This window comes from Rhizobium herbae, from assembly GCF_017873135.1.
GTDB classification, from domain to species: Bacteria; Pseudomonadota; Alphaproteobacteria; order Rhizobiales; family Rhizobiaceae; genus Pararhizobium; species Pararhizobium herbae.
In genome coordinates this window covers 254,443-268,589 of sequence record NZ_JAGGJV010000009.1, presented here as the reverse complement: position 1 = coordinate 268,589, position 14,147 = coordinate 254,443, and the positions used below count along the sequence as shown (strand labels likewise).

Sequence of the window (14,147 nt, the reverse complement as noted above, 5' to 3'; positions counted from 1 at the left end):
CTCAAAAAAGGGAACAGAGAGATGATGCATTCACTAAACAGGCATGTCCGAATGTTGACGGCAGGCGCCGCCATGTCGCTGATCTTGATGGCAGGTGCGCCCGCATTCGCCGAAACGCCGGCCGATACCCTGGTCGAGGGCTGGGCGATCGACGACATCATCACCATGGATCCGGGCGAAGCCTTCGAACTGTCGACCGCCGAAGTCACCGCCAACACCTATAGCTATCTTGTCCGCCTCGATCTCAACGACACGTCCAAGATCGTCGGCGACCTCGCCGAAAGCTGGACGGTCTCGGATGATGGCCTGACCTACACGTTCAAGCTGAAGCCGGACCTCAAGTTTGCTTCCGGCAACCCCGTGACGGCGGAAGACGTCGCCTATTCCTTCGAGCGCGTCGTCAAGCTCGACAAGAGCCCCGCCTTCATCCTCACCCAGTTTGGCCTGACGGGCGACAACGTGACGGAAAAAGCCAAGGCGACCGATGCCGGCACCTTCACCTTCACCGTCGACAAGGCCTATGCGCCGAGCTTCGTCTTGAACTGCCTGACCGCAACCGTCGGTGCTGTCGTCGACAAAAAGCTCGTGCTGGAGCATGTGGCCGCTGTTACGCCGTCCGACGAGTACAAGTATGACAACGACTTCGGCAATGAATGGCTGAAGACCGGCTATGCCGGCTCTGGCGCCTTCAAGATGCGCGAATGGCGCGCCAATGAAGTCGTCGTCATGGAACGCAACGACAACTATTATGGCGAAAAGGCGCCGCTTGCCCGTGTCATCTACCGTCATATGAAGGAAAGCTCCGGCCAACGCCTCGCACTCGAAGCCGGTGACATCGACGTTGCGCGCAATCTGGAGCCGGGCGATCTCGATGCGGTTACCAAAAACACGGACCTTGCCACCACAAGCGCACCGAAGGGCACGGTCTATTACATCAGCCTGAACCAGAAGAATGCCAATCTGGCCAAGCCGGAAGTGGCCGAAGCTTTCAAGTATCTGATCGACTACGACGCGATCGGCTCGACCCTGATCAAGGGCATCGGTGAAATCCACCAGACTTTCCTGCCGAAGGGCGTTCTCGGCGAACTCGATGAGAACCCGTACAAGTTCGACGTCGCCAAGGCCAAGGAGCTGCTGGGCAAGGCCGGTCTTGCCGATGGCTTCGCCGTGACCATGGATGTGCGCAACAACCAGCCGGTGACCGGCATCGCTGAATCCATTCAGCAGACGCTGGGCCAGGCCGGCATCAAGATGGAAATCATCCCCGGCGACGGCAAACAGACCCTGACCAAGTACCGTGCCCGCACGCACGACATCTATATCGGCCAGTGGGGCCAGGATTATTTCGATCCGAACTCCAATGCAGAGACCTTCACCGTCAATCCGGACAATTCCGACGAAGGCAAGACCAAGACGCTCGCCTGGCGTAATACCTGGGACGTGCCGAAGGAATGGACCGAGGAGAGCAAGGCTGCCCTGCTTGAAAGGGATGCGACCAAGCGTGCTGACATGTACAAGGACCTGCAGAAGAAGGTTCTGGAAAAGAGCCCGTTCGTGGTGATCTTCCAGCAGACGGAAGTCGCCGGCTATCGCGGTAATCTCAAGGGCTTCAAGCTCGGTCCGAGCTTTGATACCAACTACGTCTTCAACGTTTCCAAGGAATAGGCCGGAGACGACCGGTGACCATTCCCGAAACAACGCAACTGGCCGGGCGCAAACGCGCCCGCGCCAACGGTTTGGCCAAGAGCGTTCTGCGCTTCCTGGTCATCATCGTCACGACCTATCTCGGCTTGCTGGCGGTGACCTTCTTCATCGGCCGCGTCATCCCGATCGATCCTGTTCTGGCCGTTCTTGGCGACCGGGCGCCGGCGCATGTGGTCGAGCGGACCCGTGAACTGATGGGCTTCAACAAGCCGCTTTACGTGCAGTTCTATCTCTATGTCCGGGATGCTCTGACCGGCAATTTCGGCACCTCCGTTCTGACCACCAATCCGGTGATGGCCGACATCCGCCGTGTCTTTCCGGCGACGCTGGAACTGGCGACGTTCGGAACGATCATCGGCAGCCTCTTCGGCGTGCCGCTGGGCGTGCTTGCAGCCGTCAAGCGCGGTTCGATCGCCGACCAGATCGTCCGCGTCGTCGGCCTTGTCGGTTATTCCGTGCCGATCTTCTGGCTGGCGCTGTTGTCGCTGTTGTTGTTCTACGCCAAGCTGCGATGGGTGGCCTTCCCGGGCCGCATCGACATCGTCTACGAATATAGCTTTACGCCGGTGACGGGCCTCTATCTGATTGACTCTTTCTGGCAGGGGCAGTGGGACGTGTTCCGCGACGTCTTCCGCCACATCATCCTGCCGGCCAGCCTGCTCGGCTATTTCTCGCTTGCCTATATCAGCCGTATGACCCGCAGCTTCATGCTCAACGAACTCAGCCAGGAATATATCGTCGCCGCACGCGCCAAGGGATTGTCGGAAACGCGGATCATCTGGGGGCACGCGCTGCGCAATGCCGCGGTGCCGCTGGTCACCGTGATTGCGCTGTCCTATGCCGGCCTTCTGGAAGGCTCGGTGCTGACGGAGACGGTCTTTGCCTGGCCGGGGCTCGGCCTCTATATCACCAATTCGCTGCAGAATGCCGACATGAACGCGGTGCTGGGCGGCACCATCGTCATCGGTTCCGTCTTCATCGCCATCAACATCCTGTCCGATCTTCTTTACCGGACGCTTGACCCGAGGACGCGCGCGCGATGAGCCAGTCCAGCCTTCAAACCATCCCCGTGACCCGCCGCCAGTGGCTGATGTCCGACAGGCCGCAATCGCGCCTGCAGGCCCGGCTCGGCCGCGCCTATATGACCTGGCAGCGGTTTTCGGCCAACAAGCTTGCCGTTGCCGGCCTCTGCATCATCCTTCTGCTCATTCTCATCGCGATCTTTGCCGATGTGCTGGCGCCGCATTCGCCTGTCATCGGCAATCTCGGCGGTGCGCGGCTACTACCGCCGGGCAGCGAAGGTTATCTGCTTGGCACTGACGACCAGGGCAGGGACATTCTCTCGCGCCTCCTGCACGGATCGCGGCTGACACTGCTGGTCATCGTTCTCGTGGCGATCATCGCCGCCCCCATCGGCCTTCTGGTCGGCGCGGTCTCCGGTTATGCCGGTGGCTGGGTGGATGCGGTGTTGATGCGGATCACCGACATCTTCCTTGCCTTCCCCAAGCTCGTGCTGGCGCTCGCCTTCGTTGCCGCCATGGGTCCGGGCATCGAAAACGCCATTCTTGCCATCGCCATCACCTCCTGGCCGCCCTATGCCCGCATCGCCCGCGCCGAGACGCTGACGGTGCGCAATTCGGATTACATCGCCGCCGTGCGACTGATGGGGGCTTCGCCGTTCCGCATCGTGCTGCGGCATGTCATGCCGATGTGCGTATCCTCGCTGATCGTCCGCGTCACGCTCGACATGGCCGGTATCATCCTGACGGCGGCGGGCCTCGGCTTTCTCGGGCTTGGCGCGCAGCCGCCGCTGCCGGAATGGGGCGCGATGATCGCGTCGGGCCGCCGCTTCATTCTCGACCAGTGGTGGGTCGCCACCATGCCCGGCATTGCCATCCTCATCGTCAGTCTCGGCTTCAACCTTTTGGGTGACGGCCTGCGCGATGCGCTCGATCCACGGGAGAGCGGCCAATGAGCACAATGCTGACGGTCGACGATCTCCGGGTGTCATTTCCCACCCGTACCGGCCTGATCGAGGCGGTACGAGGCGTCTCCTTCACACTCGGGCGCGAGCGGCTGGGGATTGTCGGCGAAAGCGGCTCGGGAAAATCGCAGACGGGCAGGGCGATCATGGGGCTGACGCCGGCGCATGCGAAGGTATCGGCCAGCAAGCTGAACTTCGCCGGTATCGACCTTCTGACCGCCCCCGCCAAGGTCAGACGATCGTTGCGTGGCAGCCGCATTGCGATGATCCTGCAGGATCCGAAATATTCGCTCAACCCCGTCATGAGCATCGGCCGGCAGATCGTCGAGACGCTGCGCACGCATGAGAATGTCGGCAAGCGTGAGGCGCGTGATCGCGCCATCGCCATGCTGGAGGCGGTCCAGATCCGCGATGCCGGCCGTGTCTTCGATCTGCATCCGCACGAGGTTTCCGGCGGCATGGGCCAGCGCGCCATGATCGCCATGATGCTGATCGCCGGGCCGGAACTGCTGGTTGCCGACGAGCCGACATCGGCGCTCGATGTGACCGTGCAGCTCGAGGTACTCGGCATCCTCGACAAGCTGGTTTCCGAGCGCGGCATGGGCCTGATCTTCATCTCCCATGATCTCCGGCTCGTGTCGTCCTTCTGCGATCGGGTCATCGTCATGTATGCCGGCAAGATCGTCGAGGAACTGGTAGCGTCCGACCTTGGCAATGCGAAACATCCCTATACGCAAGGGCTGCTCAACTGCATGCCGACGCTCGGCACGGACCGACACCCACTGCCGGTACTCGATCGCCAGCCGGAGTGGGCGCTATGACGGCAATTGTATCGGCTGAAAACCTGACGGTCACCTATGACGATTTCCTGGCGCTCGACACTGTCAGCATCGACGTGGCGCCAGGTGAATCCTTCGGTCTCGTCGGCGAATCCGGATCGGGCAAATCGACGCTGCTGCGCGCCATCGCCGGCCTGTCGCCGGTAACGTCAGGCAGGATCGTACTCGACGGCAAGCCTCTCGATGCCAAATACCGCGACAAGGCGTTCTATCGCCAGGTGCAGATGGTGTTCCAGGATCCCTACGGCTCGCTGCACCCCCGCCAGACGGTCGACCGGCTGCTGCAGGAGCCGCTGGCCATCCACGGCGTCGCCGATGCCGAGCGCCGCATCCTGCGCGCGCTCGATGAGGTTGGCCTCGGCTCATCCTTCCGCTTCCGCTATTCGCATCAGCTTTCGGGCGGCCAGCGCCAGCGCATCGCCATTGCAAGGGCGCTGATCATCGAACCGCAGATCATGCTGCTCGACGAGCCGACCTCGGCGCTCGATGCCTCGGTGCAGGCCGAAGTTCTCAACCTGCTCGAACAGGTCCGCCGCGACCGCAAGCTCACCTATATCATGGTCAGCCACGACCTCGGTGTCGTCACCCATATGTGCGAGCGGCTGGCGGTGATGAAGAACGGCAAGGTGGTCGAACGGTTGTCATCGGCCGATCTCGTTGCGGGACGGCTGAGCGAGGATTATACGAAGAATTTGATGGTTGCGAGCAAGGGGTTTGTGCGGAACGCCGTGGCGTAAAGCTGAAGGGCTGGCCGCTGGGAGCCTGAACAAATCATACGGCTGCGGCACCTCCCTTGAGGTCCGACAATCAGCGCCTTGCACTGTACATTAGAAAGGCGCAATATTTCTCCTGCTGGGGCATGGTTCACCTTGGGAGGAGCAGACCATGAACGACATGAGCCTCATGAACCTGCAAGCAGGAAAGACGAAGATTGGTGTTGCGGCCATCGAGGCGTTTGCCGGGTGTCTGCGTGGCAAGGTGCTGGACGCAAGTGATGCGTCCTATGACGAGGTGCGGACGATCTGGAACGCCATGATCGACCGCCGGCCGGCCCTGATCGCGCAATGCGCTGGGGCAGCCGACGTGGTTAATGCGGTACGATTTGCAGCCAAAAACAAGCTGCTCGTATCGGTGCGCGGCGGTGGGCACAATATTGCCGGCAACGCGGTCTGCGACGGCGGCATGATGATCGACCTGTCGCCGATGAAGTCGGTGCGTGTCGATGTTGCGGCAAAACGGGCGTGGGTCGAGCCGGGGGCGACCTTGGCCGATGTCGACAAGGAAACCCAGGCTTTCGGCCTGATTGTACCGACCGGCATCAATTCGACGACCGGCATTGCCGGGCTGACGCTTGGTGGCGGCTTCGGCTGGATCACGCGCAAATTCGGGCTGACGATTGACAATCTCCTTTCCGCCGATGTGGTGATGGCGAATGGTGAGTTGGTTCGGGCAAGTGCCAAGGACCATCCCGACCTGTTCTGGGCGCTGAGGGGCGGCGGCGGAAATTTCGGCATTGTCACTGCGTTTGAATTTCAGCTGCATGACCTCGGTCCACAGGTGCTTTCGGGGCTGGTCGTGCATCCGTTCTCCGATGCGAAAACGGTTCTTCAGCAATATCGACAAGCGCTGGAAAAAGCGCCGGACGAGTTGACCTGCTGGGTCGTCATGCGGCAGGCGCCGCCACTGCCATTCCTTCCGCAGGAGTGGCATGGCAAGGAGGTCGTGGTTCTCGCCATGTGCTATTGTGGCGATCTTGCCGCGGGCGAGAAGGCGACGAAACAGTTGCGTTCGATCGGCAAGCCGATTGCCGATGTTGTCGGCCCCAATCCGTTTGCCGGCTGGCAACAGGCATTCGATCCCCTGCTGACGCCCGGTGCCCGCAACTACTGGAAGAGTCATGATTTCATAGAGCTTTCCGACGCGACGATCGGTATACTGCTCGATGCCGTCGGCAAGCTGCCCGGACCGGAATGCGAGATCTTCATCGGTCACGTCGGAGGCACCGCCGGACGTGTCGCTGCTGATGCGACGGCTTTCCCACAACGAAATTCACATTTTGTCATGAACGTTCACGCGCGCTGGCGCGAAGCGGCCATGGACAAGGCCTGCATCGGCTGGGCACGCCAACTCTTCGAGGCGGCAAAACCCCATGCCGCTGGAACGGCCTACATCAACTTCATGCCCGAAGACGAGGGGGACCGCGTCGAGGCCGCCTATGGCGATAACTACAAGCGACTCGCCGAAATCAAGCGGCAGTATGATCCGCAAAACCTGTTCCGTATGAACCAGAACGTGCGGCCTGTCGGGGAGAGACGGATGATGTGAGCCAGCTAATCGGCTTCCGCGCAAATTTTGGTGCACCCGACTGGATTCGAACCAGTGACCCCTGCCTTCGGAGGGCAGTACTCTATCCAGCTGAGCTACGGGTGCATCCGCGACGGCAAGGCGTCGAAGCAGGCTGTGACCGGTTCATAGACTAGGATGCGCGGCGCTTCAATGGTCAATGCGCATCCCGTGAAAGGAAATTCCGGAGTTTTCGCTTTGGCTTGGCTGAGGGGGCCGTTCGTTCGGTTGGCGTTGCAGGTAGCCTGATGCGCGCAGGCGATCAGGGAGGGGACGATTTCTGCCGCGCGAAATCGCCGGCCGTTTGCCGCCAACGAAAAATGCCGCGCTTTTGCTGCGCGGCATCGAATTTTCGAGGATCGGACAGTTCAAGCCGATTGCATGGCGCCCGGTCCGGCGATCGCCTTCGGCGGGACCTTGCCGAGGATGATCATGCCGAGAACTTCGTCCTTGGTCACGTCTTCGGTGCGGGCGTGGCCGACAACCTGGCCGTTCTTCATCACCGACACGCGGTCGGCAAGGTCGAAGACGTCGTGGATGTCGTGGCTAATCAGGAAGATGCCTATGCCTTCGCGCTTCAGCTGCTTGATCAGTTCGCCGACCTGTGCCGTTTCCTGGGGGCCGAGCGCTGCCGTCGGCTCGTCCATGATCAGGATACGGGCGTCGAACAGGATGGCGCGGGCGATTGCGACGGACTGGCGCTGACCGCCAGACAGTGCTTTCACGGGTTCCTTGAAGCGGCGGAAGTTGGGGTTGAGCCGCCCCATGACCTCGCGGGCCTTGGCTTCCATCGCCACGTCGTCGAGCGTGCCCCAGGGGGTGCGCAGTTCGCGGCCGAGATAGAGGTTGGCGGCGGCGTCGACATTGTCGGCGACGGCCAGCGTCTGGTAGATCGTCTCGATGCCGTAGCCCTTGGCATCGCGCGGGTTGCTGATATGGACCGGCTCGCCATTGATCAGGATTTCGCCGGCATCGCGCTTGTAGGCGCCCGATAGGATCTTGATCAGGGTCGACTTGCCGGCGCCGTTGTGGCCCAGCAGGGCCACGACTTCTCCCGGGTAGAGATCGATCGAGGCGTTGTCGACGGCGTGGATACCGCCGAAGGAGATGGAAATGTTCTTCATTTCCACCAGTGGAGTGCGTTGTTCCGTCATTGTTCGTACTCCTCTACTTGGCTCGGCCGCGGTACACGGTATCCAGCCAGACGGCCATGACCAGCACGATGCCGATGACGATGCTTTGCAGCGGCGTATCGATGCGCAACAGCACCATGCCGGATTGCAACGACTGCATGACGATCGCGCCGAGAACGGCACCGGAGATCGTGCCCATGCCACCGGCGAGCGACGTGCCGCCAATGACTGCTGCTGCGATCGTGTACAACTCGTCGAGCGTGCCCTGTGCATTGGTGGCTGCATTGAGGCGGGCGGTTGAGATTGCCGCGGCGATGGCGCAGAGCGCGCCCATCAGCGCGAAGATGCGCACCGTCACCCAGCGGGTCTTGATGCCGGCAAGCTCGGCTGCTTCGGGATTGCCGCCGATGGCAAAGACATAGCGGCCGAAACGGGTGCGGGTAGTGAGGAAACTCATCGCTATGGCGATGCCGACGGCCATCAGGACCGGGATGGCGATGCCAAGCGGGATCTGCAGTCCGCCTTCAGGCCAGGGGATATTGTTGGCCTCGGCATATTTCTTGGCGAGGTTGACCGGCATGTAGTAGCTGTTGAGTACCCAGACGGCGATCATGACCGTGACGCAGCCGACGGTAGAGAGGAAATACTCCGCCCACATCGGACGCAGCGGAAAGCCGAAGCGCTTGCGCTGTTTGCGGGAGTTGATGATCGACGCGACAATGACGAGGCAGGCGAGCACGCCGACGATCCAGCTCGCGGTGGCACCGATCGATCCCTCCGCGCCGCCGCCCATCAGCCGGAATTTCGTATCCATCGGCGCGACCGTTGCGCCGCTGATGACCAGGAAGGCGCCGGCACGCCAGACGAGCAGCCCGCCCAGCGTGACGATGAATGCGGGGACATTGAGAAACGCGATGATCATGCCTTGGAACGCGCCGATGGCCGTGCCGAGCGCAATACCCACGGCAAGCGCGATGATCCATGTGGCCGGATTGTCGAAGCCGATGAGCGGCGGCAGGATCTTGGCCTGAGTGATCGCCATGATCATGCCGACGAAACCGAGGATCGAACCGACCGACAGGTCAATGTTGCGGGTGACGATGACCAGCACCATGCCGGTTGCCATGACGGAAACCGAGGCAGCCTGAACCGTCAGGTTCCAAAGGTTGCGCGGTGTCAGGAAAAGGCCGCCGAAAAGGCCGCCGGTGGTAAGCTGAAAGCCGAGCCAGATGATCAACAGCGCGCCGATCATCCCGAGAAGACGGGTGTCGATCTCGGTCGCCTGCAGGAAACGCTGCAAGGCGGTTCCCTGTGTCTGGCGCACGCTGCTGGAAGGTGCGGCAATGGTGGTTTTTGCCATTTCCTGAGTACTCCCCCTTTATTTTTGTCCTTAAGGACCGCACATCGGAGAAGCGCCGCAACGGTGATCGCTGCGGCGCTCGTGACGGGACCTTATGTGCCCATGGTCAGGATCGGATCAGTTGCAGACAGCAACGGTTCCGGCCTTGACGCCCTGGCAGGTTTCTTCCTTGGAAATCCAGCCGGCGTCGATGACGACGTTCAGATTGTCCTTGGTGATCGGCTGCGGTGCGATGAAGAACGAGTTCATTTCAACGCCCTTCGGGCCGCCGGAGAACTTCACGTTGCCTTCGATGGCGTCCATGGCGGTGCCGCCGGCAAGCGCTACGGCGATTTCGCCGGCCTTCTTGCCGAGTTCGCGGCTATCCTTCCAGACCGATACTGTCTGCGTGCCGAGGGCGACGCGGTTCAGAGCGGCCTTGTCGCCGTCCTGGCCAGAAACCGGGACCGAGCCTGCCAGACCCTGGGCTTCGAGAGCCGCTACAACGCCGCCGGCCATGCCGTCGTTCGAGGACACGACGCCGTCGACCTTGTTGTCGTTGGCGGTCAGGAACTGCTCCATGTTCTTCTGGGCAGCTTCAGGCTTCCAGCCGTCGGTGTAGGCTTCGCCGACATTCTTGATCTTGCCGGCGTCCATGGCGGCCTTCAGCACTTCCATCTGTCCGGAAAACAGGAAGTCTGCGTTCGGATCGGTCGATGCGCCCTTGATGAAGACGTAGTTGCCTTCCGGCTTGACCTTGAACACTTCGGCAGCCTGCATGCGGCCGACTTCCTTGTTGTCGAAGGTGATGTAGTAGGCAGCCGGATTTTCGATCAGGCGGTCGTAACCGACGACCGGGATGCCTTCGGCAGCAGCCTTTTCAATGGCCGGACCGATTGCTTCCGAGTCCTGGGCCAGAACGATGATGGCGTTGGCGCCCTGTGCGATCAGCGATTCGATGTCGGTCAGCTGCTTTGCGGCGGAAGCCTGTGCGTCAGCGGAGATGTACTTGTCGCCGGATGCTTCCAGAGCTGCCTTGATGGCGGCTTCGTCGGTCTTCCAACGCTCTTCCTGGAAGTTCGACCAGGAAACACCGACGACCAGATCCTTGGCCATGGCTGCGGTGTGCAGGGATACGATGATGGCAGCGCCTGCCATCAGTGTCAAAACTGATTTCATGAAGTCCTCCCAAGTGACCGCTGGCCGTCCGTGCGAACCTCCCGCACGGCCCCCGGCCAGCAAATATGCCTGTCGCAAACCCGAAAGAGTTTTTTCTCGACAGTCGAGAAAATAGATGTCAGAGTTTTGGAGGGCTGTCAACAACGCTTTGACAACAGCATGTTGCACCGGACAGATGCTTTGGGAGGGGCATGTGTTTGTGAGAATCACAGTGAGTTATGGGAATGCGCAATGCTGACCAAATCCAGCACTGAACTGGTGCGTCAGCAGAACAGCGCGCTGGTGCTTGCGACGCTCAGGCGCCTGGGTCCGCTGTCGCATACGGATATTTCCGCGCATACCGGTTTGGCGTCGGCGACCGTTTCGGCGATCACCGCCGAACTGGAGCGGGTCGAGGTGATCGAGAAGGCGGAGCAGCAGCCGCATTCCGGCCGCGGGCGGCCGCGCGTGCTGTTCGCGCAGCGCCGCGACAGCGGTTTTCTCATTGCCGTGCGGATATCCTCGGATGTCGTCCAATATTCCCTGGTGGACTATTCCGGACGCCTGATCGACCGGTTTGAAGAGCAGCGCAATCACAAGGTTGCGGGAACGAAGCATTTCGCCGAGGAGTTCCTCGACGCACTGGCCCGGCTCATTCACCGGTCCCGATTGGAAAAGACCCAGATTCTCGCGGTCTCGATCAGCAGCAAGGGCACCGTCGATGCCGATGGCAAACGGCTGTTGTGGTCGCCGGTCTTCGGTGGAGAACAGATCGATTTCGTCTCCCTGCTGCAGCCGGAATGGCGCGCCAAGGTGACGTTGAACAACGAGACCTTGCTGGTTGCCCAGGCCCTTGGGATGAAGGCGGATGCAAGCCAGGCCGGTTCGTTCCGTGCGCTTGCCGCCCTGTCGCTCGGCCATAGCATCGGGCTTGGCATTGCACGCAAGGACCGGTTCGGCGAACTCGAGGTGACGGCCCCCAATTTCGGGCACATGCTGCATGCCGCCAATGGCTGCCTGTGCCGTTGCGGGTCGTTTGGCTGCATCGAGGCGTCGGCGGGCTTCTACGGAATCCTGCGCACCGCCTTCGAAGTGCCGCCCGATACGATCCCGGCGAAATTCGTGCCGCTGGCCGAAATGGATAAGATCGCCGCGAGCGCGCGCCAGGGAAACCGGATGGCGGGTTATGCCTTCCGGCAGGCGGGCATCGCGCTCGGCAACGGCCTTTCCCGGCTGCTCAGCCTCTACGATCGAATGCCGATCTATATCACGGGGCCGGGAACCCGTTACTTCGATCTCCTGCAGCGCGGCGTTGATGAGGGGCTTGAGCAATCGCACGAAGTGCGGCTGCAGGGACGTCCGGAAATCTCCGTCATCTTCGACGAGCAGAGGCTGATCTTCGATGGACATCTGGATCGAGCGTTGACCGACATGGACCATGACATCGCAGCCTTCCGGCCGGTCCCTCCGGGCGCGGATCAGGTTTCATAGAAAAGGCCGGGCAAAACCCGGCCTTCATGATTACGTCTGCCGTCTTCATTCAAGCGTCGATGCGGATCTGACGCTTCTCCGTCACGGACTTCACGGCGGCATCGGCCAGCGCCAGAGCTGCGAGGCCATCGGCGCCGGAGGGCGTGATCTTGGTGCCCATTTCGATCGCGGAGATGAAGCCGGCGATTTCGTTGGCATAGGCCTCGGTGTAGCGCGTCATGAAGAAATCATGCAGCGGCGGGCGGGTGTAGCCGTCGCCGTTGGCGATTTCGATCGACACGGCACGCTGGTTTTCCGCCGAGACGACACCCTTCGAGCCATGCACTTCGATGCGCTGGTCGTAGCCATAGGTGGCGCGGCGGGAGTTCGAGATGATCGCCTGCTTGCCGGAGGCGGTTTCGAGGATCACCGAAACGCTGTCATAATCGCCGGCCTTGCCGATTTCCGGATCGACGAGAACCGCGGCATGCGCGGTGACGATGACGGGTTCTTCGCCGAGCAGGAAGCGGGCCATGTCGAAATCATGGATGGTCATGTCGCGGAAGATGCCACCGGAGCGCTTGATATAATCGACGGGCGGTGCGCCCGGATCGCGCGAGATGATCGTCACCATTTCGACGGTGCCGATCTTGCCGTCGTCGATCGCCTTGCGCACGGCCATGAAATGCGGGTCGAAGCGGCGGTTGAAGCCGACCATCAGCTTGCCCTTGGTCTCTTCGACCACCTTCATGCATTCGCGGACGCGGCCAACATCGAGGTCGATCGGCTTTTCGCAGAAGATCGCCTTGCCGGCGCGCGCAAAGCGCTCGATCAGGTCGGCATGGGTGTCGGTCGGGGTGCAGATGACGACGGCGTCGATGTCGGCGGCCTTTTCGATTTCCTCGATCGTGCGCACGGCGCAGCCATACTGCTTGGCAATCGCATCGGCTGCGGCAGGAAACGCGTCTGCCACGGCGACGAGTACCGCATCCGGATTGCCGCTGACGGCCTTGGCGTGAACCTTGCCGATACGGCCGGCGCCGAGAAGACCAAATCTGACAGTCATGTTACATCTCTTTTTGTCGAGCGGCGGTTGCCGCGAAGGGCGGAGTGATGACGCTCACTCCGGACAGGCGTTGTGGAATTGGGTGCGCGCTGATGCGTTGGATGTCATTTCGGGCGCCTGGCAGTCTGCTATGCCGCAGCCGGCGCAGTGGTCTCTCTCCCGGTCCGTCTCATTCGGCGCACGCCTGGATGGGAAATCTCCCGCGACACAGGCGCAAATCAGAATGAAAAAGAAATATTTGTTATTTTCGGAATATTTATTCCATTTAAAGCGCTGCCGTCAAGTTGTTAAACCCTCGCTGCCCTTGCGGTAAACATCTTTTTGGACATAAAGCTGTGGTCGCTGACGCCCGACCGTGACGGTCCGGCCTATCTTGAGGACGTTTCTGCATGATGAAGTTCATCGATCCGGACCACCCGTTCTATCGGCCGCTCTGGATTCGGCTTCTGATCGTCGCGGTCTGTGCGATTTGGACGGCGGTGGAGTTTTACGTCAACCTGGAGACGACGTGGGGCATGATCTTTCTCGCGGTTACCGCCTATACCGCCTGCGTCCTGATCATCTTCTTCAAGCCGAAGACAACAGTCGTGGAAGATGCAAAGCCCGACGATCCCGTCTGAACGGATCAGGCGACGCGCGCGATTCGCAATCGCCTTTGCCCTTCGTCGATCAGCATGTTGGCAATTTTCATGCGCGTGGTCGCATTCGAACGGAAATCCGGATGATGGCGGTCCGGATGGTTGCTTGAGGCGAAAATGCGGCGTTTGTCTGCCAGGGTCTGTAGCGTCTCGCTATCGGTCAGCGCCAGATCGGCGGCAATGTCTTCCGGGCGAATGCGAAACAGGTGATCCGGCATGATGGGGGCGGGCAGGGGCTTCGGCGGTGCCAGCATGTCGTCGCCCGCCATGTCGAAATAGGCGCGCTGCACGGCGCTGCTGTCCGTGGGATCAGCGGATGCAAGATTGCCGACGAAGCCGGCATTGAGGCCGCGTATGGTGGCGGAGACCGTCTGCTCGTCGCGGATGGCGTCCTCTTCGTCTTCTTCCGCTTTCAATCGCTCCAGTACCGACTCGAATACCGACATTCCGAACATCACGGCCTCCATTTTCGA

At 61.1% G+C, this 14,147-nt stretch carries 13 protein-coding genes and 1 tRNA gene; 8 read left to right on the top strand and 6 right to left on the bottom strand.

All coding sequences use genetic code 11. The features are described from left to right. Nucleotides 1–21: 21 nt before the first annotated feature. The 6 genes from J2Z75_RS23455 (at nucleotide 22) to J2Z75_RS23430 (ending at nucleotide 6,852) form a co-directional block, all read left to right on the top strand. A complete protein-coding gene (locus J2Z75_RS23455; RefSeq protein ID WP_209855273.1) occupies nucleotides 22–1,665 on the top strand; it encodes an ABC transporter substrate-binding protein in 1,644 nt (547 codons plus the stop codon). 14 nt (nucleotides 1,666–1,679) lie between these two features. Continuing rightward, nucleotides 1,680–2,747 (top strand): ABC transporter permease, encoded by a 1,068-nt coding sequence (locus tag J2Z75_RS23450; protein WP_209855272.1) that lies wholly within the window; start codon nucleotides 1,680–1,682, stop codon nucleotides 2,745–2,747. Then, nucleotides 2,744–3,679: an ABC transporter permease gene (locus J2Z75_RS23445; RefSeq protein WP_209855271.1), complete on the top strand. Its 936-nt coding sequence runs from the start codon at nucleotides 2,744–2,746 to the stop codon at nucleotides 3,677–3,679. The genes J2Z75_RS23450 and J2Z75_RS23445 overlap by 4 nt, the downstream gene beginning before the upstream one ends. Further along, nucleotides 3,676–4,509, top strand: a complete 834-nt coding sequence (locus tag J2Z75_RS23440) for an ABC transporter ATP-binding protein (protein ID WP_209855270.1) — start codon at nucleotides 3,676–3,678, stop codon at nucleotides 4,507–4,509. The genes J2Z75_RS23445 and J2Z75_RS23440 overlap by 4 nt, the downstream gene beginning before the upstream one ends. Further along, on the top strand, nucleotides 4,506–5,264 hold the full coding sequence (locus J2Z75_RS23435; protein WP_209855269.1) for an ABC transporter ATP-binding protein: 759 nt from the start codon (nucleotides 4,506–4,508) through the stop codon (nucleotides 5,262–5,264). Before J2Z75_RS23440 ends, J2Z75_RS23435 begins: the two co-directional genes overlap by 4 nt. 148 nt (nucleotides 5,265–5,412) lie before the next feature. Further along, nucleotides 5,413–6,852 carry an FAD-binding oxidoreductase gene (locus J2Z75_RS23430; protein ID WP_209855268.1) on the top strand — a complete coding sequence of 480 codons (1,440 nt, stop codon included), beginning with the start codon at nucleotides 5,413–5,415 and terminating at the stop codon, nucleotides 6,850–6,852. A 28-nt stretch (nucleotides 6,853–6,880) separates the two neighbouring features. Here J2Z75_RS23430 and J2Z75_RS23425 read toward each other — a convergent pair. The 4 genes from J2Z75_RS23425 to xylF form a co-directional block, all read right to left on the bottom strand. Beyond that, nucleotides 6,881–6,957: transfer RNA gene (locus J2Z75_RS23425), tRNA-Arg, on the bottom strand. 281 nt (nucleotides 6,958–7,238) lie between these two features. Then, nucleotides 7,239–8,024: an ATP-binding cassette domain-containing protein gene (locus J2Z75_RS23420; protein WP_209855262.1), complete on the bottom strand. Its 786-nt coding sequence runs from the start codon at nucleotides 8,022–8,024 to the stop codon at nucleotides 7,239–7,241. Between the two features lie 13 nt (nucleotides 8,025–8,037). Further along, nucleotides 8,038–9,363 (bottom strand): sugar ABC transporter permease, encoded by a 1,326-nt coding sequence (locus J2Z75_RS23415; protein ID WP_209855260.1) that lies wholly within the window; start codon nucleotides 9,361–9,363, stop codon nucleotides 8,038–8,040. Nucleotides 9,364–9,480: 117 nt separating this feature from the next. After that, nucleotides 9,481–10,521, bottom strand: a complete 1,041-nt coding sequence (gene xylF / locus J2Z75_RS23410) for a D-xylose ABC transporter substrate-binding protein (protein ID WP_209855259.1) — start codon at nucleotides 10,519–10,521, stop codon at nucleotides 9,481–9,483. 231 nt (nucleotides 10,522–10,752) lie between these two features. Here xylF and J2Z75_RS23405 point away from each other — a divergent pair, with 231 nt between their 5' ends. Further along, nucleotides 10,753–11,991: an ROK family protein gene (locus J2Z75_RS23405; RefSeq protein ID WP_209855258.1), complete on the top strand. Its 1,239-nt coding sequence runs from the start codon at nucleotides 10,753–10,755 to the stop codon at nucleotides 11,989–11,991. 49 nt (nucleotides 11,992–12,040) lie between these two features. On the opposite strand, the gene iolG is transcribed toward J2Z75_RS23405, so the two are convergent. Beyond that, complete coding sequence (gene iolG / locus J2Z75_RS23400) at nucleotides 12,041–13,036, bottom strand: inositol 2-dehydrogenase (RefSeq protein ID WP_209855257.1); 996 nt, start codon at nucleotides 13,034–13,036, stop codon at nucleotides 12,041–12,043. A gap of 389 nt (nucleotides 13,037–13,425) precedes the next feature. Here iolG and J2Z75_RS23395 point away from each other — a divergent pair, with 389 nt between their 5' ends. Continuing rightward, complete coding sequence (locus tag J2Z75_RS23395; protein ID WP_209855256.1) at nucleotides 13,426–13,656, top strand: hypothetical protein; 231 nt, start codon at nucleotides 13,426–13,428, stop codon at nucleotides 13,654–13,656. A 5-nt stretch (nucleotides 13,657–13,661) separates the two neighbouring features. On the opposite strand, the gene J2Z75_RS23390 is transcribed toward J2Z75_RS23395, so the two are convergent. Then, complete coding sequence (locus J2Z75_RS23390) at nucleotides 13,662–14,120, bottom strand: hypothetical protein (RefSeq protein ID WP_234937518.1); 459 nt, start codon at nucleotides 14,118–14,120, stop codon at nucleotides 13,662–13,664. Between the last annotated feature and the right edge of the window lie 27 nt (nucleotides 14,121–14,147).

What these genes read in the sequence shown, in the direction of transcription:
- J2Z75_RS23455 (WP_209855273.1), top strand. Translation starts at nt 22, where the DNA reads ATGATGCATTCACTAAACAGGCATGTCCGAATGTTGACGGCAGGCGCC.
- J2Z75_RS23445 (WP_209855271.1), top strand. Translation starts at nt 2,744, where the DNA reads ATGAGCCAGTCCAGCCTTCAAACCATCCCCGTGACCCGCCGCCAGTGG.
- J2Z75_RS23440 (WP_209855270.1), top strand. Translation starts at nt 3,676, where the DNA reads ATGAGCACAATGCTGACGGTCGACGATCTCCGGGTGTCATTTCCCACC.
- J2Z75_RS23435 (WP_209855269.1), top strand. Translation starts at nt 4,506, where the DNA reads ATGACGGCAATTGTATCGGCTGAAAACCTGACGGTCACCTATGACGAT.
- J2Z75_RS23430 (WP_209855268.1), top strand. Translation starts at nt 5,413, where the DNA reads ATGAACGACATGAGCCTCATGAACCTGCAAGCAGGAAAGACGAAGATT.
- J2Z75_RS23420 (WP_209855262.1), bottom strand. Translation starts at nt 8,024, where the DNA reads ATGACGGAACAACGCACTCCACTGGTGGAAATGAAGAACATTTCCATC.
- J2Z75_RS23415 (WP_209855260.1), bottom strand. Translation starts at nt 9,363, where the DNA reads ATGGCAAAAACCACCATTGCCGCACCTTCCAGCAGCGTGCGCCAGACA.
- xylF (WP_209855259.1), bottom strand. Translation starts at nt 10,521, where the DNA reads ATGAAATCAGTTTTGACACTGATGGCAGGCGCTGCCATCATCGTATCC.
- J2Z75_RS23405 (WP_209855258.1), top strand. Translation starts at nt 10,753, where the DNA reads ATGCTGACCAAATCCAGCACTGAACTGGTGCGTCAGCAGAACAGCGCG.
- iolG (WP_209855257.1), bottom strand. Translation starts at nt 13,036, where the DNA reads ATGACTGTCAGATTTGGTCTTCTCGGCGCCGGCCGTATCGGCAAGGTT.
- J2Z75_RS23395 (WP_209855256.1), top strand. Translation starts at nt 13,426, where the DNA reads ATGATGAAGTTCATCGATCCGGACCACCCGTTCTATCGGCCGCTCTGG.
- J2Z75_RS23390 (WP_234937518.1), bottom strand. Translation starts at nt 14,120, where the DNA reads ATGTCGGTATTCGAGTCGGTACTGGAGCGATTGAAAGCGGAAGAAGAC.